We start from the raw sequence: 21920 nt of genomic DNA on the forward strand, positions 1-21920 counted from the left end.
CCGAGAAGGCGCAGGTCAGGAGCGGATTAGAAGCTTCCGGGGACCTTCGTCACCAGTTGCGGCGGGCCCGCTCCGAGGCCGCGTCACCACCCCTTCGCGACCACACTCCGAGACGGCCACGGCCGGGGAGGGGTCACCGGGAGGGTCAGGCCAGGCCCAGGTCGCCCAGCTGGTAGCCGGTGAGGTAGGGCAGGCCGGCCCCGGCGATGGCCTCGGCGGCACCGCGGTCCACGATGGTGGCGACGGCGACGACCTCACCGCCGGCCTCGCGGACCGCCTCGACGGCGGTCAGCGGGGAGCCGCCCGTGGTGGAGGTGTCCTCGACGACCAGGCAGCGCTTGCCCTTGACGTCGGTGCCCTCGATCCGGCGCTGCATGCCGTGCGCCTTCTGCGCCTTGCGGACGACGAAGGCGTCCAGGCGCTGCCCGCGCGCGGCGGAGGCGTGCAGCATCGACGTGGCGACCGGGTCGGCGCCCAGGGTCAGGCCGCCGACGCAGTCGAAGTCGAGCTCGGCGGTCAGGTCGAGCATGACCTGACCGACCAGCGGAGCGGCCTCGCCGTCGAGGGTGATGCGGCGGAGGTCGATGTAGTAGTCGGCCTCCTTGCCGGAGGAGAGGGTCACCTTGCCGTGCACGACGGCCTTGTCCTTGATCTGCTGCAGAAGCGCATCGCGTACGTCAGTCATGGCATCGAGCTTAAAGGGGCCCTAGCGCAGGCGGCGCCAGGTCCAGGTGGTGGAGACCTCCAGCGGGTCCACGGGGGTGACCAGGCGCGGGAGGGTGTTCAGACCGTTCGGCGGGCCGGACTGCGGCTCGACGCAGACGGCCTCGGGCTGCTCGTCGTACACGACCACCCATTCGGCCGGGCTGGTCACCTTCAGCTCCAGCTCCCCCGGCCAGGTGAGGGTGACGTCGACCCCGTAGGGCATCCCGAAGCAGTCGTCCCACGGGCCGGGGGCCGGATCGATACGGCGTCCGGTGGGCAGGTGGTCCTCGCCGCGCTCCTCCTGCCAGGCCGGATCGAAGGCGATCCGCGCCGCGGGGCCGCCCTCCGTCAGGGTGCGGTTGAACCAGGGGTGCCAGCCGGCCTGGGCCGGGAAGGAGTCCTGGTAGGTCTCCACCCCCAGGGTGATCTTCAGGGAGTCCTGGCCCAGTTCGAAGGACTGGGTCACCCGGCCGGGGTGCGGCCAGGGGTCGGCGAGGTCGAAGTAGAAGGCCGCCCCGGTGTCGGTCACGGAGGCGGTCCGCCAGGGCAGGTCGCGGCCGAGGCCGTGGATGGCGTGCGGGGGGTGGTTCACGGGCAGCCGGTGGACGGTGCCGCCGTCGCGGAACTCCCCGTTCGCGGTGCGGCCGCACCAGGGGACCATCGGGAAGGACCCGTAGCGCGGGCCCTGGCGCAGCAGCTCCAGGCCGTCGACGCGCAGGCTGCCGACGCGGCAGCCGTTGTCCTGGTCGATGGTGATGTCGGCGCCGCCGGCGCTCAGTTGCGTACTCATACCGGCGAGCCTATGGCGCTCCGCGAGGGCACGTGCTCAACGACGGCTCGGGATTCGGCGGGGCCGGGCGGGTGGGGTCAGCGGCGGCGGCGCAGGGCGCGGCCGACGACCACGGCGGAGGCCAGGGCCAGGGCGGCGGCCGGGGCGATCCAGCGCAGGGCGGGGCCGCTGCCGCCGGCCGAGGGGGCCGGGACGGGGGCGTAACGGCCGCGCGGGGGTGCGTGGTCGACCTCCTCCGCACTGCGGCCGATCATCGTGCGGCGGGCGTGGGCGGCCTCGGCCGGGGGGTTCGGGGGTGCGGTGGGGTCGGCGGGGGCCGGGGCCTCGCCCGGCCCGGCGGTCTGCGGGAGTTCGCCGAGTTCGGGGAGCCCGGCGAAGTCGGGCAGGTCGGGCAGGTCTGTGAAGCCCTCGTCCAGGAAGGGGTTGCGGGACGACGGCGGCACGTCGGTGTCGAAGACGGAGGCCGCACCGGTCCCGGGCTCCCCCTCGGCCCCGCTCTCCTCCGGGCCGGCCGCCTCGGCCAGGTTGGCGCAGAACCGGTCGAGCAGCCGCCGCAGGGCGGTGGTCAGCGCCTCGGCGTCGAGGCCGGCGGTCCGCCCGTCGGCGGTGGCCTCCCCGGTGAACTCCAGCCGGGTCCCGCCCTCGTGGGGGGTCAGCCGCAGCCCGGCGGACAGTTTGACGGTGCCCTGGCCGCGCACCTCGGCGCCCTCGCACTCCGCGGTGAAGTGCTCCGGGTCCCGCTCGGCCAGCGCCAGCGTCCCCCGGTAGGTGACGCTGCTGGAGCCGACCCGCAGCCTGAGCCGCCCGGCCACCGCCCCGGGGGCCGCGCCGGCGTCGGCGTCCTGCTGGAGCCCGGGGACGCAGCCGGCCACCCGGGCGGGGTCGCGCAGCACGGCGCGCAGATCGTCTGCCGGTACCGGTACGAACACCTGATGCTCCATGCGGTCGAGCCTACCGACGAGAGCCGCCCGTGCACACGGACGCGACGGCCTAGGAGTAGCGCGGGTGCGGAAGCGTGGAGGGGGGCAGGCCGGGGAGGCGGGTGCGGGCCGCGTCCCGGGCGGCGTCCTGCAGGCCCCGGGTGGAGACCGCGCGCAGGGCGGGCGTGTCGCGGTCCACCCGGAGCTCGGGGACCCGGTCCCGGCGGGCGAGGACGAAGCCCCAGTCCTGCGGTGGGGCGTCGGCGGCGCCGAGGGTGCGGTCGGGCCCGGCGGCGAAGCCCGAGAGGCGGCCGCCCGCGCTGTAGGGGGTGGTGCGCAGGCCGGCGGCGCGCAGGGTGGACTCGACGGTCCAGTACGTACGGGGCCTCGTGCCCAGCGGTCCCGCGTGGACGGCGATGCGTCCGCCCGGGTTGAGGGCCCGGGCGGCCAGCCCGTAGAACTCCTGCGAGTACAGCTTGGTGCTCGGGGTGATGCCCGGGTCGGGGAGGTCGGAGACGATCACGTCGAACCGGGCGCGGGCGGCGGGGCCGCGCAGCCAGCCGAAGGCGTCCTCGGAGACCACGCCCAGGCGGGGGTCCTCGTAGGCGCGGCCGTTGAGGGCGGAGAGCATCGGGTCGGTGCGGGCGAGCTCGACCACCCCGGGGTCGAGCTCGACCACGGTGACGGAGACGACGTCCGGGTAGCGCAGGACCTCGCGGGCGGCGAGCCCGTCGCCGCCGCCGAGGACCAGGACCCGGGCGTGCGGGCCGGTCATCGCGGGGTGGACCAGGGCCTCGTGGTAGCGGTACTCGTCGTAGCCGCTGACCCGCAGCCGCCCGTCGAGGTAGAGGTCGAGGGAGCGCGGGGAGCCCGTGGAGGGGCCGGTCAGCACCAGTTCCTGCACCCCGGTCTGGACCGCCACCCGTACCTCCCCGCCGTAGACGGCGGTCCGCGCGACGCGCTCGAAGTCGTCGGCGAGCAGGGTCGCGCAGGCGAGCCCCGCGAGCACCACGGCGTTGACCGTGAGGAGCAGCCAGCGGCAGCGGCGGCTGAGGTCGCGGCGGAACAGCCACAGGACGAGGCCGCCGCCGACCACCGCGTTGACGGTGCCGGTGAGCATCGCGCCGGTGAGCTGGCCCAGGACGGGCAGCAGCAGGAAGGGGAAGGCGAGCCCGCCGACCAGGGCGCCCACGTAGTCGGCGGCGAACAGGTCGGCGACGGCCCCTCCGGCGTCCTGTCTGCGGATCCGCTGGATGAGGACCATCAGCAGCGGGATCTCGGCGCCGATGAGCACCCCGATGGCGAAGGAGAACGCGACGAGCGCGGGCCGGGACTCGCCCAGCCAGGCGAAGCTCGCGTAGAGGGCCATGGCGGAGAACCCGCCGAGCAGGGCGAGTCCGGCCTCGATGGCGGCGAAGCCGAAGGCGGGCCGGGTGCGCAGCCGTTTGGCGAGGAGGGAGCCGACGCCCATGGCGAAGACCATGACGGACAGCACGACGGACGCCTGGGTAACGGAGTCGCCGATGAGGTACGAGCCGAGGGCGAGGAGCTCCAGCTCGTATACGAGTCCGCAGGCGGCGCAGACGAACACCGTGGCCAGGACGAGGAGTCGGCCGGTCCGGGGCTGTACGGGCAGGGCGGCCGGGACGGTCTGCACGCCCCGCGGCTCCGCCGCCGGGAGCACCCCGCGGGGGGCGGAACGGTCGATCATGCAGCGAACCGTACGTCACCACCCACGGACACCCTGTCACCCACATGGGTGCAAGTGCCGCATCTATCCCGCCAGTTGGCGTAATCCGTACGCAACCCGGCCGTATGGAACCAGCCGTGTTCCACCCGCCCCTGCCCGGGCCGGACACCCCATCCGCTGCCGCTAGACCGGCGCCCCCATCCGCACGCCCACCCGGGTGCGGGTGGCCACCAGCTGCCCCTCCTGCGGGTAGGCGTGCCAGGTCCGCCAGCGCACCTGCCCCTCGTGCCGCTGGGCGAGCATCGCGGTGAAGGCGTGCGGGTCACCCGGAAAGGTGCCCGCCAGGCCGTTCGGGTGATCCGCGACCAGGGCGAGCAGTTCCTGGGCCCGTCCCGCGAAGGAGCCGCGCGAGAGGGTCTCGACACGCGCGGCGAACTCGTACTCCCAGTCCCCCACCCGCTTCGCCACGCCCAGCGGCAGCGGCGTACGGCTGCCGGGCATACAGGCGACCGTCTCCGAACAGAGCACCTCGCCCTCCTCCAGGAGCACCTGATGGGAGGCCCCGAGCAGGCGCAGCTCCACCTTCGCGTCGTGGAGCTGGAGGTTCAGTACGGCCAGGGCGGGCAGTCGGTCCCGTCCCAGGGCCCAGGCGAGATCGGCGGCACGCGTGTCGGTGTAGGTGGTCTGGAGGGTCGTGAGCATGAGTCGGCTCCGCAAACGCGCGAGGGAGAGGGGCCGGGGCCCGCCAGCGGCAAAGGAACGGGTGGGTGGCACCGGCACGGGTCCCCCCAGCGGGAGCTGGGGGAGAAGTCCAGGGAGGTCCTCCGAGGACTGGTCTACTCAACCGAGGGAATCATGAAAGGCACGGCACTCACAGCGTTTTTTACCCAAGTTGACGGGGTTTACATCCCCTCGGGGGCTACCCGGTTCACGTGTTCAACAACAGGCCGTCCCCATGCCTTCGTACGCGCCCGAACAAGAAGACGCCCGAAGGAAGTTGTCCCCGCCGGGCGTCCTGTCCACGCGGCTCGCGCCGCCCCGCTCCAGTGTCAGCTGCCCCCGCACCCGCCGCCACCGCAGGACGAACCGCAGGAGGAGGAACCGCACGAGGAGGAGGAGCCGCAGGAGGACGAGGAGCCGCAGGAAGACCCCCCGCCGCCCGCCCACCAGCTGCCGCCGGAGCTCCCGCCGCTGCCGAAACCGCCACCGCCGGAGAGCTTCTTCGCGACCCAGATGACCACTGCGGCGATCGCCCCGACGACCAGTACGACGAAGACCATGTCACCGCCCCTTTCTGACACCCCGGTCCCCCGGGGGACGGGATCCCCGTGTCCCGTGTGCAGGGGGGATGCCCGCGGGCCGAACCGGCCAAAGCGCACTTGAGCAACTCCAGAGGTTCCCCGCAGGATGACGCCCATGAGCGCACCCGTGGGCAGCGACCGCCCCTTCCTCAACCGCCGCCTGGCGGCCTTCGGCACCACGATCTTCGCGGAGATGTCGGCACTGGCCGCCCGCACCGGGTCGATCAACCTGGGCCAGGGCTTCCCCGACACCGACGGCCCCGCCGAGATCGCCGAGGCGGCCGTCCGGGCGATCCGCGACGGCCGCGGCAACCAGTACCCGCCGGGCCCGGGCGTCCCCGAGCTCCGCCGGGCGATCGCCGCCCACCAGCAGCGCTTCTACGGCCTCGGCTACGACCCCGACACCGAGGTCCTGGTCACCGCGGGCGCCACCGAGGCCATCGCCGCCGCCCTCCTCGCGCTCCTCGAACCGGGTGACGAGGTCATCGCCCTGGAGCCGTTCTACGACTCCTACGCCGCCTGCATCGCCATGGCCGGCGCCGTCCGCGTCCCCCTCACCCTGCGCGCCCCGGACTTCCGCCCCGACCTCGACGCCCTGCGCGACGCGATCACCCCGCGCACCCGCCTGCTCCTGCTCAACACCCCCCACAACCCGACCGGCACCGTCCTCACCCGCGAGGAACTCGCCGCCATCGCCGAACTGGCCGTCGAACGCGACCTGCTCGTCGTCACCGACGAGGTCTACGAGCACCTCGTCTTCGAGGGCGGCCACACCCCGCTGGCCTCCCTGCCCGGCATGCGCGAGCGCACCGTCACCATCTCCTCCGCCGGCAAGACCTTCTCCTTCACCGGCTGGAAGGTCGGCTGGATCACCGCCCCGCCCGCGCTGGTCTCGGCCGTCCGCTCGGCGAAGCAGTTCCTCACCTACGTCTCCTCCGGCCCCTTCCAGTACGCCGTCGCAGAGGCCCTCGCCCTCCCCGACCCCTACTACGAGGCCTTCCGCGCCGACCTCGCCGCCAAGCGCGACCTGCTCACCGAGGGCCTCACCGCCGCCGGCCTGCGGGTCTTCCGCCCGCAGGGCACCTACTTCATCACCACCGACATCTCCCCCCTGGGGGAGAAGGACGGCCTGGCCTTCTGCCGGTCCCTGCCCGAGCGGTGCGGGGTCGTCGCCATCCCGAACCAGGTGTTCTACGACGACGTCGAGGCGGGCGCCACCCAGGTCCGCTGGGCCTTCTGCAAGAAGACGGAGGTCCTCCGCGAAGCCGTGGACCGGCTTAGGGCACTCTAGGGCTCGACATGGACGTAACGACGAGACAGACGCCGCCCGCCCCCGCGCGGGCGGCGCGAAGACAGGAGCCCGCCTGGTCCGCCGGGCTCGCGCTCGCGGTGTTCGCCGGCGTACGCGGGGCCGGGGTGCTGGTGATCACCCTCGGGGCCTGGTGGGCCGACCGGAACCCGGTGCGGGTGCTCGGCGGCTCCTGGGACTCCTACTGGTACCTCTCCATCGCCGCCAACGGCTACGGCCGCACCCAGATGTGGCCCGCCTCCGACTCCATCCAGAGCGACTCCGCCTTCTTCCCCCTGTACCCGGTGCTGACGCACCTGCTCGGCGGCGGCCCCGTCGCCGGCCTCGCGGTGGCCTGGACGGCCGCCGCGGTGGCCGCCGTCGGCATATACCGGGTCGGGGAGCGGCTGCTCGGGGCGCGGGCCGGGGTGCTGCTCGTCGCACTGTGGGCCTCGCTGCCGCACGCTGTGGTGCTGACCCTCGGCTACACCGAGCCGCTGCTGTGCGCGCTGGCCGCCTGGTCCCTGTACGCGCTGCTGCGCGAGCGCTGGATGTGGGCGGCCTCCCTGGCCGTCCTCGCCGGGCTGACCCGGCCGACCGGGATCGCCGTGGCCGCCGCGGTGAGCGTGCTGGCCCTGCGGGAGCTGCTGCGGGGCAGCCGCGCACCCGCGGTGTGGGCGGCCGGGCTGCTGGCGCCCGCGGGCTGGGTCTCGTACGTGCTGGCCGTCGGCGCGCGGCGGCACGAGCTGTTCGGCTACTTCACCGTGCAGCGGCAGTGGGGCTCGCGCTTCGACTTCGGCGCGGGGACCGTCGGCGTCGTGGACAAGGTGCTGACCGGCGGGGAGGTCACGATCCCGGTGGCCGTGACGGTGGCCACCCTGGCCGTGGCGGGTCTGCTCGCGGTGCTCCTGCTGCTGGACCGGACGCCGCTGCCGCTGCTCGTGTACACCGCGGTCCTGCTGGTGATCGCCCTCGGCGGGGCGGGGTTCTTCGAGTCGAAGCCCCGCTTCCTGCTGCCCGCGTTCCCGCTGCTGCTGCCCGTCGCCGCCGCGATGGCGAAAGCCCGGCCTCGCACGGCGGTCGCGGTGACCGTCGGCATGGCCGGGCTGTCGTTCGGCTACGGGGCGTACCTCACGCTCCTGGCGAAGGTACCCCTCTAGGGGGCCGTGGGACGGGGACGGCTAGGCGTCGTCCCCGCCGTCGGTGTCGGAGTCGCCCTCGGCGGAGTCGATCTCCTTCTCCAGGCCGAGCTGCTCGACGAGCCACTTGTCGAACTCGATCGACGCGCGGACCCAGCTGACCGTGGAGGACACGAAGTGCTCCAGGCTGACGCCGGTGCCGATCAGCATCTGCGCCTCGCCGATGAGCCGGACGGAGCCGTCGTCGTGCGTGTGGCTGTAGACCTTGGGCCACAGGGTGCGGCGGTTCCAGTCGTCGATCGACTCGAGCAGCTGGGGCTTGTCGTCGATCGCGTGGGGGCGGTCGTAGAAGGTGCGGACGGAGAAGACCTGCTGCTCGCCCTCACCACGGAACATGAAGTACGTGCGGAAGTCCTCCCACGGCGCCGCGAGGTCACCCTCGTCGTCGATGACGTACTTGAGCTCCATCTGTTCCAGGAGCTGCTTCACCAGGTCCTGGTCGGGGACGACGGGGCCCGCCGGTCCTGTCGCCTGCGGTTCGGGCTGACCCCCGAAGTTCGGAATCGAGGCCGGGTCGATGCTCACCGTGTACTTCCCTTCGTGCGGATACAGCCATCCTCCACCATCGCGCCCTGTCCGTGTCCACCCCCGCACCACCGATCCGCTCCGGGCGGACACGGGGGCGCGGCGGTCCTTACAGGGCCCGGCCCACGAGGAGGTCGTCGCCGGCCACGTCGACGCGGACGGTGTCGCCGTCCCTGACCTCGCCGGACAGGATCTCCTTGGCCAGCCGGTCCCCGACGGCCGTCTGGATCAGGCGGCGCAGCGGTCGGGCTCCGTACGCCGGGTCGTTGCCCTTGTCGGCCAGCCAGGCCAGGGCCTCGGGCGTGACGTCCAGGGCCAGGCGGCGATCGGCCAGGCGCTTCGCCAGGCGGGAGATCTGCAGCTCGGCGATGTGCGCCAGCTCGTCGCGGGTGAGGGCGGAGAAGACCACGAGGTCGTCGAGGCGGTTGAGGAACTCCGGCTTGAAGCTCGCCCGGACCACCTCCAGGACCCGGGCCTTCTTGTCCTCGGGCGAGGTGACCGGGTCGACCAGGAACTGGCTGCCCAGGTTGCTGGTGAGGATCAGGATGGTGTTGCGGAAGTCGACGGTGCGGCCCTGGCCGTCGGTGAGGCGGCCGTCGTCGAGGACCTGGAGCAGGATGTCGAAGACCTCGGGGTGGGCCTTCTCCACCTCGTCCAGCAGCACCACGCTGTACGGGCGGCGGCGGACGGCCTCGGTGAGCTGGCCGCCCTCCTCGTAGCCCACGTATCCGGGCGGGGCGCCGACGAGCCGGGCGACGCTGTGCTTCTCCGAGTACTCGGACATGTCGATGCGGACCATGGCCCGCTCGTCGTCGAAGAGGAAGTCGGCGAGGGCCTTGGCCAGCTCGGTCTTGCCCACGCCCGTGGGGCCGAGGAAGAGGAACGAGCCGGTCGGCCGGTCGGGGTCGGCGATGCCGGCGCGGGTGCGGCGCACGGCGTCGGCGACGGCCCGTACGGCCTCGGTCTGGCCGATCAGGCGGCGGCCGAGCTCCTCCTCCATGCGCAGGAGCTTCTGGGTCTCGCCCTCCAGGAGGCGGCCGGCCGGGATGCCGGTCCAGGCACCGACCACGTCCGCGATGTCGTCGGGGCCGACCTCGTCCTTGACCATGCTGTCCTTGACCGGGCCGGCCGCGGCCTCCTCCTCCGTCGCCTCGGCGAGCTCGCGCTCCAGTGCGGGGATCTCCCCGTAGAGCAGCTTGGAGGCGGAGTCGAAGTCGCCGTCGCGCTGGGCGCGCTCGGCCTGGCCGCGCAGGTCGTCCAGGCGCTCCTTGAGCTCGCCGACGCGGTTGAGGGACTGCTTCTCCTTCTCCCAGCGGGCGGTGAGGCCGCGCAGCTCCTCCTCCTTGTCGGCGAGGTCCTTGCGGAGCTTCTCCAGGCGTTCGATCGAGGCCGGGTCGGACTCGTTCTTCAGCGCCAGCTCCTCCATGCGCAGCCGGTCGACGGAGCGCTGGAGCTCGTCGATCTCCAGCGGGGAGGAGTCGATCTCCATGCGCAGCCGGGAGGCGGCCTCGTCCACGAGGTCGATGGCCTTGTCGGGGAGGAAGCGGGAGGTGATGTACCGGTCGGAGAGGGTGGCGGCGGCGACGAGGGCGCTGTCGTTGATGACGACCTTGTGGTGGGCCTCGTAGCGGCCCTTGAGCCCGCGCAGGATCGCAATGGTGTCCTCGACGGTGGGCTCGGCGACCAGCACCTGCTGGAACCGGCGCTCCAGCGCCGGGTCCTTCTCGATGCGCTCGCGGTACTCGTCGAGGGTGGTGGCGCCGACCATGCGCAGCTCGCCGCGGGCCAGCATGGGCTTGAGCATGTTGCCCGCGTCCATGGCGGAGTCCCCGCCGGCTCCGGCGCCGACGACGGTGTGCAGCTCGTCGATGAAGGTGATGATCTGGCCCTCGCTCGACTTGATCTCGGCGAGGACGGTCTTGAGCCGTTCCTCGAACTCGCCTCGGTACTTCGCGCCGGCGACCATGGCGCCGAGGTCGAGGGAGACGAGCCGCTTGTTCTTCAGGGACTCGGGGACGTCGCCCTTGACGATGCGCTGGGCGAGGCCCTCGACGACGGCGGTCTTGCCGACGCCGGGCTCGCCGATGAGCACCGGGTTGTTCTTGGTGCGGCGCGAGAGGACCTGGACGACGCGGCGGATCTCGTGGTCGCGGCCGATGACGGGGTCGAGCTTGCCCTCGCGGGCGGCAGCCGTGAAGTCGGTGCCGAACTTCTCCAGGGCCTTGTACTGGCCCTCGGGGTCGGGGGTGGTCACCCGCCGTCCTCCTCGTGCGTTCTCGAAGGCGGCCAGCAGCTTCTTCGCGGTCGCGCCCTGGGCGGAAAGGACCTCACCGGCCTGGCCGCCCTTGGCGGCGACGGCGATGAGGAGGTGTTCGGTGGAGAGGTAGTCGTCGCCGAGGGTCTTGGCCTGGGAGTCGGCCTCGGCGAGGACGGCGAGCAGGTCGCGGCTGGGCTGCGGGGGCGCCACCGTGGAGCCGGTGACGCTGGGCAGGGCGGCGAGCAGCCGCTCCGCGCCGGCGCGGACGGCGGCCTGGTCGGCCTCGGTCGCGGCGAGCAGGTCGGTGATGTTCTCGTTGTCCTCGCCGGCGAGCAGGGCCAGCAGCAGGTGCGCGGGGGTCAGGTCGGCGTGGCCGTCCTTGACGGCCCTGCTGGTGGCCGCGTTCAGCGCGTCACGGCTCTTGTTGGTCAGCTCGGCGTCCACTCTCGGTTTCTCCTCTCCGGCGGGGCTGTACGTAACTCTGACAGGTTCAGCGTCTGCAAAGTTGAGTCTATTCCACTCAAGGCAGGATTCGGGCCGGACGTATGCTTCGGGCCATGTCTGTTTCGAAGCCGGCCCACGACGTACTCAACCCGACGCCCGACTACCTCGCCTTCTGGCGGGAGCGGCACGTCTGCACGCTGACCACCCCGCGGCCGGACGGCACCCCGCACGTGGTCCCGGTGGGGGTGACGTACGACCCGGAGGCCGGGCTCGCGCGGGTGATCAGCAACAAGCACAGCAAGAAGGTGCGCAACGTCCTGGAGGCGCCGGGCGGAGCGGCGCGGGTGGCGGTGTGCCAGATGGAGGGCCGGCGCTGGGCCACCCTGGAGGGCCGCGCGGTGGTCCGGAGCGACGAGGCCTCGGTCGCCGAGGCGGTGGCGCGCTACGCCGAGCGGTACGGGCGGACGCCCTCGCCGAACCCGGACCGGGTGGTCCTGGAGATCACCCTCGACCGGGCGATGGGGCGGGCCTGAGGAAAAACGGCCGGATTCGAGCGGTCCTCAAGCGGTCCTGGACTGATCCTGGACCGTTTCCCACCGGATCCTCGGACCGATGTCCGGTTCGGGCACTGGACGCGGACAGCACAACGGCGCCATCGTGGTCAGGTCCAGGATGGCGCCGTTGTGTGGGGGAAGCACCTGGAGCGATCTGCAACGACGGGGGAATCGCCTCAGGCACTGCGGGGGGTGGCGGTGGTGATATCGGGTTCGAAGAGCTGGTGGTCACGCTGATCGAGGTTGACGAAGACCATGCCGTACCGCACTTCGCAGCGGACGGGCTGCGGTGCGCCCCGGGGGCGGCGCAGGCAGCGGTAGGCACGGACGTCCTCGTCCTCCTCGCGCACGATGACGATCGGCTGGCCGAACAGGGTGACCATCAGCGAGTCGCCGGCGTAGGGGATCGCCGTGGCGAGGTCGATGAACTGCCAGCCAGAGCGGTACGCCGAGGCCATCTCGCGCCGGAAGTCGCGGTCGTCGGGGGTCATCAGGCGGCCGACTTGGGGGTGAAGTTCCAACCGCTGTCGGGCTCGCCGTCGGTCGTGGCGACCGAGCCACCGTCCTTCGGCGCGACGTTCCAGCCGCTGTCGCCGGAGGCCAGGTTGTTCCAGCCGCTGTCGCTCTCGCTCGCCGGTGCGGCGTTCCAACCGCTGTCGGCCCGAGCGCTCCCCGCATCGCCATGGACGGCGCTGACTGCCCCAAAGACCGCAACAGCGGAGAAAACAACGGCAAGCGCCGAGCGAAGCATTCTCTTGTACATGGTCGGCTTCGTCCTCACTTGATGGAATCCTCTCCCCCGCACGTCAGACCATGGCTCATTCAGGCACGTTACGGCCACAGGGACGATGCATCATGTTCTTGCATGTTCAGGACCCTGGGGGGTGGAGATTTGCCCATAACAGACACAAACCCGACACATCCCCACCCCGTCACATCGATGTGCGACGAAGGTGCACGACTCTACGCAGCGGCGCTCAGCACGGGACGCGTGCCTCGGAGCGAAGTGGCAAACGCCCCCTGCCTGCTCGAATTCGCACTCCTGCGGCCCGACCCGGATGACGCGAACCAGCTCCGCGCAGTTCCGCCCTCGGTGGCACTCGCACAGCGGCTGCAGCCGCTGGAGCGCGAGATCCAGGAGCGGCGGCGCAGCGCCATCGACCTCACCGATGCATTCGAGCCGTTCTTGACCATCAGCGCACAGCACCCGGCCAACACCCACGCCATCACGGTGCTGGAGGGGTTCGACCAGATCAACGCCGCCCTCGACCTGGCCACGGCCGAGTGCCACACGGAGATGCTGACGGTCCAGCCGGGCGGCGCGCGGCCCTCCTCCGCCCTCAGTGAGGCCCTGGAGCGCGACGCCCCGCTGATCGACCGCGGCGTGAGCATCCGCACGCTCTACCAGCACACGGCCCGGCACAGCCAGGGCACGCTCGCCTACGTGGACCGCATCTCGGCGGGCAAGGTGGAGATCCGCACCCTCGAGGAGCTCATCGAGCGGCTCATAGTGTTCGACCGGACCGTCGCCTTCATCCCCGCCAGCGACGACCGGCGCGTGGCGCTGGAGCTGCGCCACCCCGGGCTGGTGGCCTACCTCATCAAGGTGTTCGAGCAGCTGTGGCGCCGGGCCGTGCCGCTGACCGACGAGGTCACGTACACCCACAGCCCCGACGGCATCTCCGGCGTCCAGCGCTCCATCGCCCAGCTCCTCATCGAGGGGCACGTGGACGAGGCGATCGCCCGCCGGCTGGGGATGAACGTACGCACCTGCCGCGCGCACATCGCGAAGCTGGCCACCGCCCTCGGCAGCGGCAGCAGGGCCCAGCTGGGCTACCTCATCGCCCAGTCCGGCATCCTGCACAGCGGGAGCGACGGGGAGGCGGCCACGGGCTGCCAGGGGCCCGCTGAGGGGCTCACCGCGCCCCGCTGAGGCGATCCCCGGGGAATATGCCGAAGGCCCCGTCCAGGCCCCTGAGGGGCCCGGACGGGGCCTTCGTACGTCCTGCCGGCCGTGGCTCCGCCGGCCGCGCCGTCAGTCCATCGGCCGCTTGGGGCGCCAGACGACCAGGGCGTTGCCCGGCTGCGGTGGCTGGTACGGGACCAGGTCACGGCGGTACGAGGCGTGCACCGCGGCCTCACGGGCCTGGAGCGCGGCCGCCGCACCGTCCACCGCGGCGGACAGCTCGGCCACGCGCTGCTGGAGCGCGGCCACCTGGTTCTCCAGTTCGATGATCCGCTTGATGCCGGCCAGGTTGATGCCCTCGTCCTGGGACAGCTGCTGCACGGTGCGCAGCAGCTCGATGTCCCGGGCCGAGTAGCGCCGGCCGCGCCCGGCCGTGCGGTCCGGGGAGACCAGGCCGAGGCGGTCGTACTGGCGGAGGGTCTGCGGATGGAGTCCGGACAGCTGGGCGGCCACCGAGATCACGTAGACCGGTGTCTCGTCGGTCAACTGGTACGCCCCGTCACCGAAACGGGGCTGTCGTCGGCGGCCTTCCATGTCAAGCTCCCTTCGCGGACTCGAACAGCAGGGCGCGCGGATCGTCGGACTCCGTGGCGTCCCGGTACATCTCCAGGGCCTCGCGGGCCTTGTCGGACAGCTCCGCCGGCACCGCGACCTCCACCGTGACGAGCAGGTCGCCGCGGGTGCCGTCCTTGCGGACCGCGCCCTTGCCGCGGGCCCGCATCGTACGGCCGGTCGGGGTGCCCGGGGGCAGCTTCAGCGTCACCGCCGGGCCGCCCAGGGTCGGGACCTTGATGTCGGCGCCGAGGGCCGCCTCCGCGATCGTGACGGGCACGGTCACCGTGAGGTTGTCGCCCTTGCGGCCGAACACCGGGTGCGTCCCGACGTGCACGACGACGTAGAGGTCGCCCGCCGGGCCGCCGCGCTCGCCCGGGGCGCCCTTGCCGCGCAGCCGGATCCGCTGGCCGTCGGAGACGCCCGCCGGGATCCGGACCTGCATGGTCCGGGAGGACTTGGCGCGCCCGCTGCCCTTGCAGACCTCGCAGGGGTTCTCCGCGATCAGGCCGCGGCCCTTGCAGTCCGCGCAGGGGTCGGTCAGCGAGAAGCCGCCGCCGCTGCCCCGGGAGACCTGTCCGGTGCCGACGCAGGTCGGGCACACCCGGGGCGTGCCGTTCTTGTCGCCGGTGCCCGAGCAGGCCTTGCAGGGGGCCTGCGAGGACATCCGCAGCGGGACCGTCGCCCCGTCCACGGCCTCCGTGAACGAGAGCGTGACCTCGGACTCGATGTCCTGGCCGCGGCGCGGCTGGGTGCGGGTGCCCGCACCGGCGCCGGCGCCACGGTTGAACAGGCCGCCGAAGACGTCGCCCAGACCGCCGCCGAAGCCGCCCTGACCGCCGCCCTGGGCGCCCCCGAAGAGGTCGCCCAGGTCGAAGTTGAACGAGCCGCCCCCGCCCGGACCGGGGCGGAAGCCCCCGTTCCCGAACAGGGCGCGGGCCTCGTCGTACTCCTTGCGCTTCTTGGCGTCGCCGAGGATGTCGTTCGCCTCGGAGATCTCCTTGAAGCGCTCCTCGGCCGAGGCGTCGCCCTTGTTGGCGTCCGGGTGGTACTCGCGGGCGAGCTTCCGGTACGCCTTCTTGATCTCGGCCTCGGTGGCGTCCTTCGGGACACCGAGGACCTTGTAGTAGTCCTTCTCGACGAAGTCCTTCGTGCTCATCCCCGGTGTCCCTCCTTCCGGATGCCTACATGGTGTGCGTCAGCCCTTGTCGGGGGCATCCGTGTCCTTCTCGGACGGCGTGTCGCCGTCGCCGGACTCGGACTTCGCGGCGGGGGCCGCGCCCGGCTGGGGCTCGGCCACCGCGACCCGCGCGGGGCGGATCGTGCGCTCACCGATCCGGTACCCCGGCTGCAGGATCGCCACGCAGGTCGTCTCGGTGACGTCCGGCGCGTACGAGTGCATCAGGGCCTCGTGGATCGTCGGGTCGAAGGGCTCGCCCTCCTTGCCGAACTGCTGCAGCCCCATCTTGGCGGCGGCCGTCTCCAGGGACTCGGCCACCGACTTGAAGCCGCCGACCACCTCGCCGTGCTCCCGGGCCCGGCCGATGTCGTCCAGGGTCGGCAGGAGCTCCGACAGCAGGTTCGCGACCGCGATCTCCTTGACGGCGACCCGGTCCCGCTCCACGCGGCGGCGGTAGTTCTGGTACTCGGCCTGGAGCCGCTGGAGGTCCGCGGTGCGCTCGTTCAGCGCGGTACGGGCCTGGTCCAGCTGCGCCAGCAGAGCCGTCTCCTGAGCTGCGTCCCCGGCCGGGGCCGCCTCCTTCTCCTCGGAGGAGTCGGCGGCCTTCGGCTCGGCGTCGTCCGCGCCGGTGGGGACTTCGGGCTTCTCGTCGAAGCCCGGGGTCTCCTCCGACATCAGACCTGGCCGCCCTTCGGCTTGTCCTCGTCGACGATCTCGGCGTCGACGACGTCGTCCTCGGCCTTGGCGTGGCCCGCGTCACCGGCACCGCCGGCGGCCTGGGCGCCCTGCGCGTCGGCGTAGATGGCCTGGCCCAGCTTCTGGCTGACCGCGGCGAGCTTCTCCGTGGCGGTGCGGATCTCGGCGGTGTCCTCGCCCTTGAGCTTTTCCTTCAGCTCGGTGACGGCCGTCTCGACCTCGGTCTTGACCTCGGCCGGGACCTTCTCCGCGTTGTCCGCGAGGAACTTCTCCGTCTGGTAGACGAGCTGCTCACCCTGGTTGCGGGACTCGGCGGCCTCGCGGCGGCGGTGGTCCTCCTCCGCGTACTGCTCGGCCTCCTGGCGCATGCGGTCGACCTCGTCCTTGCCGAGCGAGGAGCCGCCGGTGACGGTCATCTTCTGCTCCTTGCCCGTGCCAAGGTCCTTGGCCGTGACGTGCATGATGCCGTTCGCGTCGATGTCGAAGGAGACCTCGATCTGCGGGACGCCGCGCGGGGCCGGCGGCAGGCCCGTCAGCTCGAACATGCCGAGCTTCTTGTTGTACGCCGCGATCTCGCGCTCGCCCTGGTAGACCTGGATCTGCACGGACGGCTGGTTGTCCTCGGCCGTCGTGAAGATCTCCGACCGCTTGGTCGGGATGGTCGTGTTGCGCTCGATGAGCTTGGTCATGATGCCGCCCTTGGTCTCGATGCCGAGGGACAGCGGGGTCACGTCGAGGAGCAGGACGTCCTTGACCTCACCCTTGAGCACACCGGCCTGGAGGGTGGCGCCGATGGCGACGACCTCGTCCGGGTTGACGCCCTTGTTGGCGTCCTGACCGCCGGTGAGCTCCTTGACGAGCTCGGCGACGGCCGGCATACGGGTGGAGCCGCCGACCAGGACCACGTGGTCGATCTCGGACAGGCTGATGCCGGCGTCCTTGATGACGTTGTGGAACGGGGTCTTGCAGCGGTCGAGCAGGTCCGCGGTGAGCTGCTGGAACTGCGAGCGCGTGAGCTTCTCGTCCAGGTGCAGCGGGCCCTCGGCGGAGGCCGTGATGTACGGCAGGTTGATGGTCGTCTCGGTGGACGACGACAGCTCGATCTTCGCCTTCTCGGCGGCCTCGCGCAGACGCTGGAGCGCCATCTTGTCCTTGGACAGGTCGACGCCGTGGCCGTTCTGGAACTGCTTCACGAGGTAGTCGACGACGCGCTGGTCCCAGTCGTCACCACCGAGGTGGTTGTCACCGTTGGTGGCCTTGACCTCGACGACACCGTCACCGATCTCCAGGAGGGACACGTCGAAGGTGCCGCCGCCGAGGTCGAAGACGAGAATGGTCTGGTCGTCCTTGTCGAGACCGTAGGCCAGGGCGGCGGCCGTCGGCTCGTTCACGATGCGCAGGACGTTCAGACCGGCGATCTCGCCGGCCTCCTTCGTCGCCTGGCGCTCGGAGTCGTTGAAGTAGGCCGGGACGGTGATGACCGCGTCCGTGACCTTCTCGCCCAGGTACGCCTCGGCGTCGCGCTTCAGCTTCTGCAGGATGAAGGCGCTCATCTGCTGCGGGTTGAAGTCCTTGCCATCCAGGTTGATCTTCCAGTCAGTGCCCATGTGGCGCTTGACGGAGCGGATGGTCCGGTCAACGTTCGTGACCGCCTGGCGCTTGGCCACCTCGCCGACGAGGACCTCGCCGTTCTTGGCGAAGGCGACGACGGACGGCGTGGTCCTGGCACCCTCGGCGTTGGTGATGACGGTGGGCTCGCCGCCTTCGAGAACGCTGACGACGGAGTTAGTGGTGCCCAGGTCGATGCCGACCGCACGTGCCATTTCGATTCCTCCAGCTGACTTGAGTGGAACAGACTCAAGGATGCACGGTCGCTGCGCCGGCGTCAACAGAGGTGAGTCGAGGCGACTCAACCTTTAGGCGGCACTTACGCTCAAGCCGAGGTCAGGCCCCCGATCCCGGGCGCTCGGCGCCCGTCGCCTCAATCTCCCCGGCTACCGCCGGGAGGTGCCCCGGCGGCGGCGCCGCAGCCGAACGGGTCTGAGCGGCACCGCTGGGCCGCGCGGCGCGCCGGGGGCCGGGCCGGCGTCCGGCAGCGTGCCTGGCATGCCTCTGATGCCGCCCCTGCTCGCCCGGGCCGCGCGGGCCGCCCGGGCCGCCCGGCCCCGGACCGCCCGGCCGAGGCCACTCCGGCCACGGCCGGCCCGACTGCGGACGCACTGGCCGGCCAGGCCGCCGGCCAAGCGGGTCTGCGACCTGATCGGCGCGGTTCCGCTGGCGATGCTGTCCGCCGTCCCCCTGCTGCTGGCGGCCGTCGCCCTGTACGCGTCCACCCGCGCGGGCGTCCTCGTACGGGAGCCCGCGCTCGGCCTGGCCGGCCGCCCCTTCCGCACCTGGCGGCTCCGCACCGAGGGCGGGGGCCGGCCCGGGGCATGGGTGCGGCGGTGCGCCCTGGACGGGCTGCCGCAGCTGCTGAACGTGCTGCGCGGCGAGATGTCGCTGGTCGGCCCCCGCCCCGAGCCCCGCACGGACCACCCCGAACGCCTGCTCGTACGTCCCGGAATGACGGGATTGTGGCAGGTCGGCGCACGTTCCGACCTCCCCTGGGAGGAGATGGCCCTGCTGGACCGGCACTATGTGGAGAGCCATTGGCTGGGGATGGACCTCGCGATCCTCGCGAAGACCCCTCGGGCCGCCTGGGAACAGAGGCGTGCCTGAGCGACACAGATCACCGCTCACTCACCTACAGTGCGGCGCGGGAAATGGGTAACCTCAAGCCTTGACTCAATAAGTTACCGCTTAGTAAGTCCCCGCCCGAGGAGCCCCTCCATGCAACTCGCCGCGATCATCGTGTCGCTGGTCCTGACCGTGGTCGGCGTCGCGCTGCTCGCCCGAGCCGTGGCGCAGATCTACCGGTTCGTGAAACTCGGCCAGCCCGTCCCCGCGGGCAGCCGCACCGACCGTCCGAAGGAACGGACGATCACCCTGGTCAGGGAGTTCCTCGGGCACACCCGGATGAACCGCTGGGGCATCGTCGGCTTCGCCCACTGGTTCGTCGCGATCGGCTTCCTGACCCTGCCGCCCACCCTGGTGCAGGCCTTCGGCCAGCTCTTCCAGGCGGACTGGCTGCTGCCGATCGTCGGCGACTGGCTGCCCTTCGAGCTCTACACCGAGTTCATCGGCGTGATGACCGTCGTCGGCATCGCCGTCCTGATGGTGATCCGCCTGCTCAGCCTTCCCTCGCGCGCCGGTCGCAAATCGCGCTTCGCGGGCTCGAAGGCCTGGCAGGCGTACTTCGTCGAGTGGGTCATCCTCACCATCGGCGTCGCGATCCTCTGCCTGCGCGGCCTCGAAGGCGCGATCCACGGCGTGGAGTCGTACGAGCCCGCGTACTTCGCCTCGTACCCGCTGGTCCTGGCCTTCAAGGGGCTCAGCACCACCGGCATGCAGAACGCGATCTACTTCACCGCGATGGTGAAGATCAGCGTCTCCTTCATCTGGATGATCACGGTCTCGCTCAACACCAACATGGGTGTGGCCTGGCACCGCTTCCTCGGCTTCCCGAACATCTGGTTCAAGCGCAACGCCGACGGCGCCACGGCGCTGGGCGCCCTCCAGCCGATGACCAGCGGCGGCAAGGAGATCGACTTCGAGGACCCGGGCGAGGACGACGTCTTCGGCGTCTCCCAGGTCGAGCAGTTCTCCTGGAAGGGCATCCTCGACTTCTCCACCTGCACCGAGTGCGGCCGCTGCCAGTCGCAGTGCCCGGCCTGGAACACCGGCAAGCCCCTCTCCCCCAAGCTCCTCATCATGTCGCTGCGCGACCACGCGCACGCCAAGGCCCCGTACCTGCTCGCGGGCGGCGGCAAGACGATGGAGGGCGAGGAGAAGGCGAGCGCCGAGCAGCTCGCCGGCGTCCCGGCCGCCGCCCTTGCCGAGGCCGAGCGTCCGCTGATCGGCACCGCCGAGGAGAACGGCGTCATCGACCCGGACGTGCTGTGGTCCTGCACCACCTGCGGCGCGTGCGTGGAGCAGTGCCCGGTCGACATCGAGCACATCGACCACATCGTCGACATGCGCCGCTACCAGGTCATGATCGAGAGCGCGTTCCCGTCGGAGGCGGGCACGATGCTCAAGAACCTGGAGAAGAAGGGCAACCCCTGGGGCCTGGCCAAGAAGCAGCGCGTGGAGTGGACCAAGGAGGTCGACTTCGAGGTCCCGATCATCGGGAAGGACGCCGAGGACCTCTCGGAGTTCGACTACCTGTACTGGGTCGGCTGCGCCGGCGCGCTGGAGGACCGGGCGAAGAAGACCACGAAGGCCTTCGCCGAGCTGCTGAACATCGCGGGCGTGAAGTTCGCGATCATGGGCGGCGAGGAGAAGTGCACCGGTGACTCGCCGCGCCGCCTGGGCAACGAGCCGCTGTTCCAGCAGCTGGGCCAGGAGAACGTCGCGATGCTGAACATGGCGTTCGGCGAGGACGACGAGGACCCGGCGACGAAGAAGCCGAAGTCGGCCAAGCGGATCGTCTCGACCTGCCCGCACTGCTTCAACACCATCGCGAACGAGTACCCGCAGCTCGGCGGCGAGTACGAGGTCATCCACCACACGCAGCTGCTGCAGCACCTGATCGACGAGGGCCGGCTGACGCCGGTCACCCCGGTCGAGGGCCTGATCACGTACCACGACCCGTGCTACCTGGGCCGCCACAACAAGGTCTACACGCCGCCGCGCGAGATCATGTCCGCCGTGCCGGGGCTGCGCCAGCAGGAGATGCACCGCCACAAGGAGCGCGGCTTCTGCTGTGGCGCGGGTGGCGCGCGGATGTGGATGGAGGAGCGGATCGGCAAGCGCATCAACAACGAGCGCGTCGACGAGGCCCTGTCCCTCAACCCGGACATCGTCTCCACCGCCTGCCCGTTCTGCCTGGTCATGCTGACCGACTCCGTGAACGGCAAGAAGAACGAGGGCCAGGCCAAGGAATCCGTCCAGGTCGTCGACGTCGCCCAGCTCCTCCTGGAATCGGTGAAGGCACCGGAACCGACGGAGGAGGAACTCGCGGCCGCCGCGGCCGAGGCGGAGGCCGCGGCGAAGGCCGAGGCCGAGGCGAAGGCCAAGGCGGACGCGGAGGCGAAGGCTGCCGCTGAGGCGAAGGCCAAGGCGGACGCGGAGGCCAAGGCCAAGGCTGAGGCCGAGGCGAAGGCCGCCGCTGAGGCGGAGGCCAAGGCTGCCGCCGAGGCTGAGGCCAAGGCGGACGCGGAGGCTGCGGCCGCGACTGAGGCGAAGGTGGAAGCCGAAGCCGAGGCTGCGGCGGAGGCGAAGCCCGACACGGACGCCGACGCCCACTCGGAGGCGGACGCCAAGGCCGGCACGGAGGCGAAGGCCGAACCGGACGCCGAAACCGAGGCTGACGCCAAGGCCGAGACCGAGGCGAAGGCCGACGCGGACGCCAAGGCGGAGGCTGAGGCGGAAGCCAAGGCTGAGGCGAAGGCCGACACGGATGCCAAGGCCGAACCGGGCGCCGAGGCTGCGGCCGAGGCCGCTCCTGCGGTGGAGCCGGAGGCCGAAGCCGCCGAGGCGGAGCCGAAGGCCGAGGGTGAAAGCGCGGCCGAGGGCGCGAAGGGCCCGGCCGAGCCGGAGGCCGACCCCAAGGTCAAGGCCGAGGGCACCAAGTAAGACCCGTGCGACGAACAGGAGCGGCCGGTCCCCTCGGGGGCCGGCCGCTCCTGTTCGTCCGAGTCGGGGTGTCGCCGCTGCGCGGAGCCGTCCCCTACCCGCCCTTCGCCCGTTCCCAGGGGCTCCGCCCGGGAGCCCGTACGGGCGCTCCGTGCCCGGTCGCCTCAATCGCCGGCG

20 protein-coding genes are annotated in these 21920 nt (G+C 71.7%); 6 read left to right on the top strand and 14 right to left on the bottom strand.

The features are described from left to right. Positions 1 to 145: 145 nt before the first annotated feature. From pyrE to VR44_RS42135, 6 genes are all read right to left on the bottom strand, one after another. Positions 146 to 685, bottom strand: a complete 540-nt coding sequence (gene pyrE, locus VR44_RS01625) for an orotate phosphoribosyltransferase (protein ID WP_045945515.1) — start codon at positions 683 to 685, stop codon at positions 146 to 148. 21 nt (positions 686 to 706) lie between these two features. After that, positions 707 to 1495, bottom strand: coding sequence for an aldose epimerase family protein (locus VR44_RS01630; RefSeq protein WP_045945516.1), 789 nt, complete (start codon positions 1493 to 1495; stop codon positions 707 to 709). A gap of 77 nt (positions 1496 to 1572) precedes the next feature. Next, positions 1573 to 2436 (bottom strand): SRPBCC family protein, encoded by an 864-nt coding sequence (locus tag VR44_RS01635; protein ID WP_045945517.1) that lies wholly within the window; start codon positions 2434 to 2436, stop codon positions 1573 to 1575. 49 nt (positions 2437 to 2485) lie between these two features. Continuing rightward, positions 2486 to 4126 carry a polyamine aminopropyltransferase gene (locus VR44_RS01640; protein WP_052713414.1) on the bottom strand — a complete coding sequence of 547 codons (1641 nt, stop codon included), beginning with the start codon at positions 4124 to 4126 and terminating at the stop codon, positions 2486 to 2488. Between the two features lie 162 nt (positions 4127 to 4288). After that, positions 4289 to 4807 carry a DUF2617 family protein gene (locus tag VR44_RS01645; protein ID WP_045945518.1) on the bottom strand — a complete coding sequence of 173 codons (519 nt, stop codon included), beginning with the start codon at positions 4805 to 4807 and terminating at the stop codon, positions 4289 to 4291. Positions 4808 to 5154: 347 nt separating this feature from the next. Then, positions 5155 to 5385: a hypothetical protein gene (locus VR44_RS42135; protein WP_094191365.1), complete on the bottom strand. Its 231-nt coding sequence runs from the start codon at positions 5383 to 5385 to the stop codon at positions 5155 to 5157. Between the two features lie 127 nt (positions 5386 to 5512). Between VR44_RS42135 and VR44_RS01655 the strand changes: the two genes are divergently transcribed. Continuing rightward, a complete protein-coding gene (locus tag VR44_RS01655; RefSeq protein WP_211274996.1) occupies positions 5513 to 6697 on the top strand; it encodes a pyridoxal phosphate-dependent aminotransferase in 1185 nt (394 codons plus the stop codon). Between the two features lie 8 nt (positions 6698 to 6705). Further along, the gene (locus VR44_RS01660) at positions 6706 to 7854 is read left to right on the top strand and encodes a hypothetical protein (RefSeq protein WP_245691578.1); all 1149 of its coding nucleotides are present in this window, start codon (positions 6706 to 6708) and stop codon (positions 7852 to 7854) included. A gap of 21 nt (positions 7855 to 7875) precedes the next feature. Here VR44_RS01660 and VR44_RS01665 read toward each other — a convergent pair whose 3' ends face one another. Both VR44_RS01665 and clpB read right to left on the bottom strand, forming a co-directional pair. Continuing rightward, a complete protein-coding gene (locus VR44_RS01665) occupies positions 7876 to 8418 on the bottom strand; it encodes a type III secretion system chaperone family protein (RefSeq protein ID WP_045945522.1) in 543 nt (180 codons plus the stop codon). Positions 8419 to 8527: 109 nt separating this feature from the next. Next, the gene (clpB, locus tag VR44_RS01670) at positions 8528 to 11119 is read right to left on the bottom strand and encodes an ATP-dependent chaperone ClpB (protein ID WP_045945523.1); all 2592 of its coding nucleotides are present in this window, start codon (positions 11117 to 11119) and stop codon (positions 8528 to 8530) included. A gap of 113 nt (positions 11120 to 11232) precedes the next feature. On the opposite strand from clpB, the gene VR44_RS01675 reads away from it, so the two are divergent. Then, complete coding sequence (locus VR44_RS01675) at positions 11233 to 11652, top strand: pyridoxamine 5'-phosphate oxidase family protein (RefSeq protein WP_045945524.1); 420 nt, start codon at positions 11233 to 11235, stop codon at positions 11650 to 11652. Positions 11653 to 11849: 197 nt separating this feature from the next. On the opposite strand, the gene VR44_RS01680 is transcribed toward VR44_RS01675, so the two are convergent. Then, entirely contained in the window at positions 11850 to 12164 is a 315-nt protein-coding gene (locus VR44_RS01680) for a Rieske (2Fe-2S) protein (RefSeq protein ID WP_042820115.1), read from the bottom strand. Next, entirely contained in the window at positions 12164 to 12436 is a 273-nt protein-coding gene (locus tag VR44_RS01685) for a hypothetical protein (protein WP_157880201.1), read from the bottom strand. The genes VR44_RS01680 and VR44_RS01685 overlap by 1 nt, the downstream gene beginning before the upstream one ends. 102 nt (positions 12437 to 12538) lie before the next feature. Here VR44_RS01685 and VR44_RS01690 point away from each other — a divergent pair, with 102 nt between their 5' ends. After that, on the top strand, positions 12539 to 13606 hold the full coding sequence (locus tag VR44_RS01690; protein ID WP_045945526.1) for a regulatory protein: 1068 nt from the start codon (positions 12539 to 12541) through the stop codon (positions 13604 to 13606). A 102-nt stretch (positions 13607 to 13708) separates the two neighbouring features. On the opposite strand, the gene VR44_RS01695 is transcribed toward VR44_RS01690, so the two are convergent. Genes VR44_RS01695 through dnaK form a run of 4 tightly spaced genes read right to left on the bottom strand, consistent with a single transcriptional unit; the run spans position 13709 to position 17890 of the window. Beyond that, on the bottom strand, positions 13709 to 14173 hold the full coding sequence (locus VR44_RS01695) for a heat shock protein transcriptional repressor HspR (protein WP_045945527.1): 465 nt from the start codon (positions 14171 to 14173) through the stop codon (positions 13709 to 13711). A gap of 1 nt (position 14174) precedes the next feature. Beyond that, positions 14175 to 15350, bottom strand: a complete 1176-nt coding sequence (gene dnaJ, locus VR44_RS01700) for a molecular chaperone DnaJ (RefSeq protein ID WP_045945528.1) — start codon at positions 15348 to 15350, stop codon at positions 14175 to 14177. Between the two features lie 39 nt (positions 15351 to 15389). Beyond that, positions 15390 to 16046, bottom strand: a complete 657-nt coding sequence (grpE, locus tag VR44_RS01705) for a nucleotide exchange factor GrpE (RefSeq protein WP_045945529.1) — start codon at positions 16044 to 16046, stop codon at positions 15390 to 15392. Further along, positions 16046 to 17890 (bottom strand): molecular chaperone DnaK, encoded by a 1845-nt coding sequence (dnaK, locus tag VR44_RS01710; RefSeq protein WP_045945530.1) that lies wholly within the window; start codon positions 17888 to 17890, stop codon positions 16046 to 16048. The genes grpE and dnaK overlap by 1 nt, the downstream gene beginning before the upstream one ends. 283 nt (positions 17891 to 18173) lie before the next feature. On the opposite strand from dnaK, the gene VR44_RS01715 reads away from it, so the two are divergent. Together VR44_RS01715 and VR44_RS01720 are read left to right on the top strand one after the other, a co-directional pair. Beyond that, on the top strand, positions 18174 to 18785 hold the full coding sequence (locus tag VR44_RS01715) for a sugar transferase (protein WP_342669287.1): 612 nt from the start codon (positions 18174 to 18176) through the stop codon (positions 18783 to 18785). 111 nt (positions 18786 to 18896) lie between these two features. Further along, positions 18897 to 21743, top strand: coding sequence for a (Fe-S)-binding protein (locus VR44_RS01720; RefSeq protein WP_342669288.1), 2847 nt, complete (start codon positions 18897 to 18899; stop codon positions 21741 to 21743). Positions 21744 to 21920: the final 177 nt, after the last annotated feature.

This window comes from Streptomyces katrae (assembly GCF_000966975.1).
Taxonomy (GTDB): domain Bacteria; phylum Actinomycetota; class Actinomycetes; order Streptomycetales; family Streptomycetaceae; genus Streptomyces; species Streptomyces katrae.

Excerpts from the sequence above, each read along its gene's own strand:
- VR44_RS01690 (WP_045945526.1), top strand. The coding sequence starts at position 12,539 with ATGTTCAGGACCCTGGGGGGTGGAGATTTGCCCATAACAGACACAAAC.
- VR44_RS01685 (WP_157880201.1), bottom strand. The coding sequence starts at position 12,436 with ATGTACAAGAGAATGCTTCGCTCGGCGCTTGCCGTTGTTTTCTCCGCT.
- grpE (WP_045945529.1), bottom strand. The coding sequence starts at position 16,046 with ATGTCGGAGGAGACCCCGGGCTTCGACGAGAAGCCCGAAGTCCCCACC.
- dnaK (WP_045945530.1), bottom strand. The coding sequence starts at position 17,890 with ATGGCACGTGCGGTCGGCATCGACCTGGGCACCACTAACTCCGTCGTC.
- VR44_RS01680 (WP_042820115.1), bottom strand. The coding sequence starts at position 12,164 with ATGACCCCCGACGACCGCGACTTCCGGCGCGAGATGGCCTCGGCGTAC.
- VR44_RS01675 (WP_045945524.1), top strand. The coding sequence starts at position 11,233 with ATGTCTGTTTCGAAGCCGGCCCACGACGTACTCAACCCGACGCCCGAC.
- VR44_RS01635 (WP_045945517.1), bottom strand. The coding sequence starts at position 2,436 with ATGGAGCATCAGGTGTTCGTACCGGTACCGGCAGACGATCTGCGCGCC.
- VR44_RS01645 (WP_045945518.1), bottom strand. The coding sequence starts at position 4,807 with ATGCTCACGACCCTCCAGACCACCTACACCGACACGCGTGCCGCCGAT.
- VR44_RS01630 (WP_045945516.1), bottom strand. The coding sequence starts at position 1,495 with ATGAGTACGCAACTGAGCGCCGGCGGCGCCGACATCACCATCGACCAG.
- VR44_RS01695 (WP_045945527.1), bottom strand. The coding sequence starts at position 14,173 with ATGGAAGGCCGCCGACGACAGCCCCGTTTCGGTGACGGGGCGTACCAG.
- dnaJ (WP_045945528.1), bottom strand. The coding sequence starts at position 15,350 with ATGAGCACGAAGGACTTCGTCGAGAAGGACTACTACAAGGTCCTCGGT.
- VR44_RS01715 (WP_342669287.1), top strand. The coding sequence starts at position 18,174 with ATGCCTCTGATGCCGCCCCTGCTCGCCCGGGCCGCGCGGGCCGCCCGG.
- VR44_RS01640 (WP_052713414.1), bottom strand. The coding sequence starts at position 4,126 with ATGATCGACCGTTCCGCCCCCCGCGGGGTGCTCCCGGCGGCGGAGCCG.
- VR44_RS01720 (WP_342669288.1), top strand. The coding sequence starts at position 18,897 with ATGCAACTCGCCGCGATCATCGTGTCGCTGGTCCTGACCGTGGTCGGC.
- VR44_RS42135 (WP_094191365.1), bottom strand. The coding sequence starts at position 5,385 with ATGGTCTTCGTCGTACTGGTCGTCGGGGCGATCGCCGCAGTGGTCATC.
- VR44_RS01655 (WP_211274996.1), top strand. The coding sequence starts at position 5,513 with ATGACGCCCATGAGCGCACCCGTGGGCAGCGACCGCCCCTTCCTCAAC.
- pyrE (WP_045945515.1), bottom strand. The coding sequence starts at position 685 with ATGACTGACGTACGCGATGCGCTTCTGCAGCAGATCAAGGACAAGGCC.
- VR44_RS01660 (WP_245691578.1), top strand. The coding sequence starts at position 6,706 with ATGGACGTAACGACGAGACAGACGCCGCCCGCCCCCGCGCGGGCGGCG.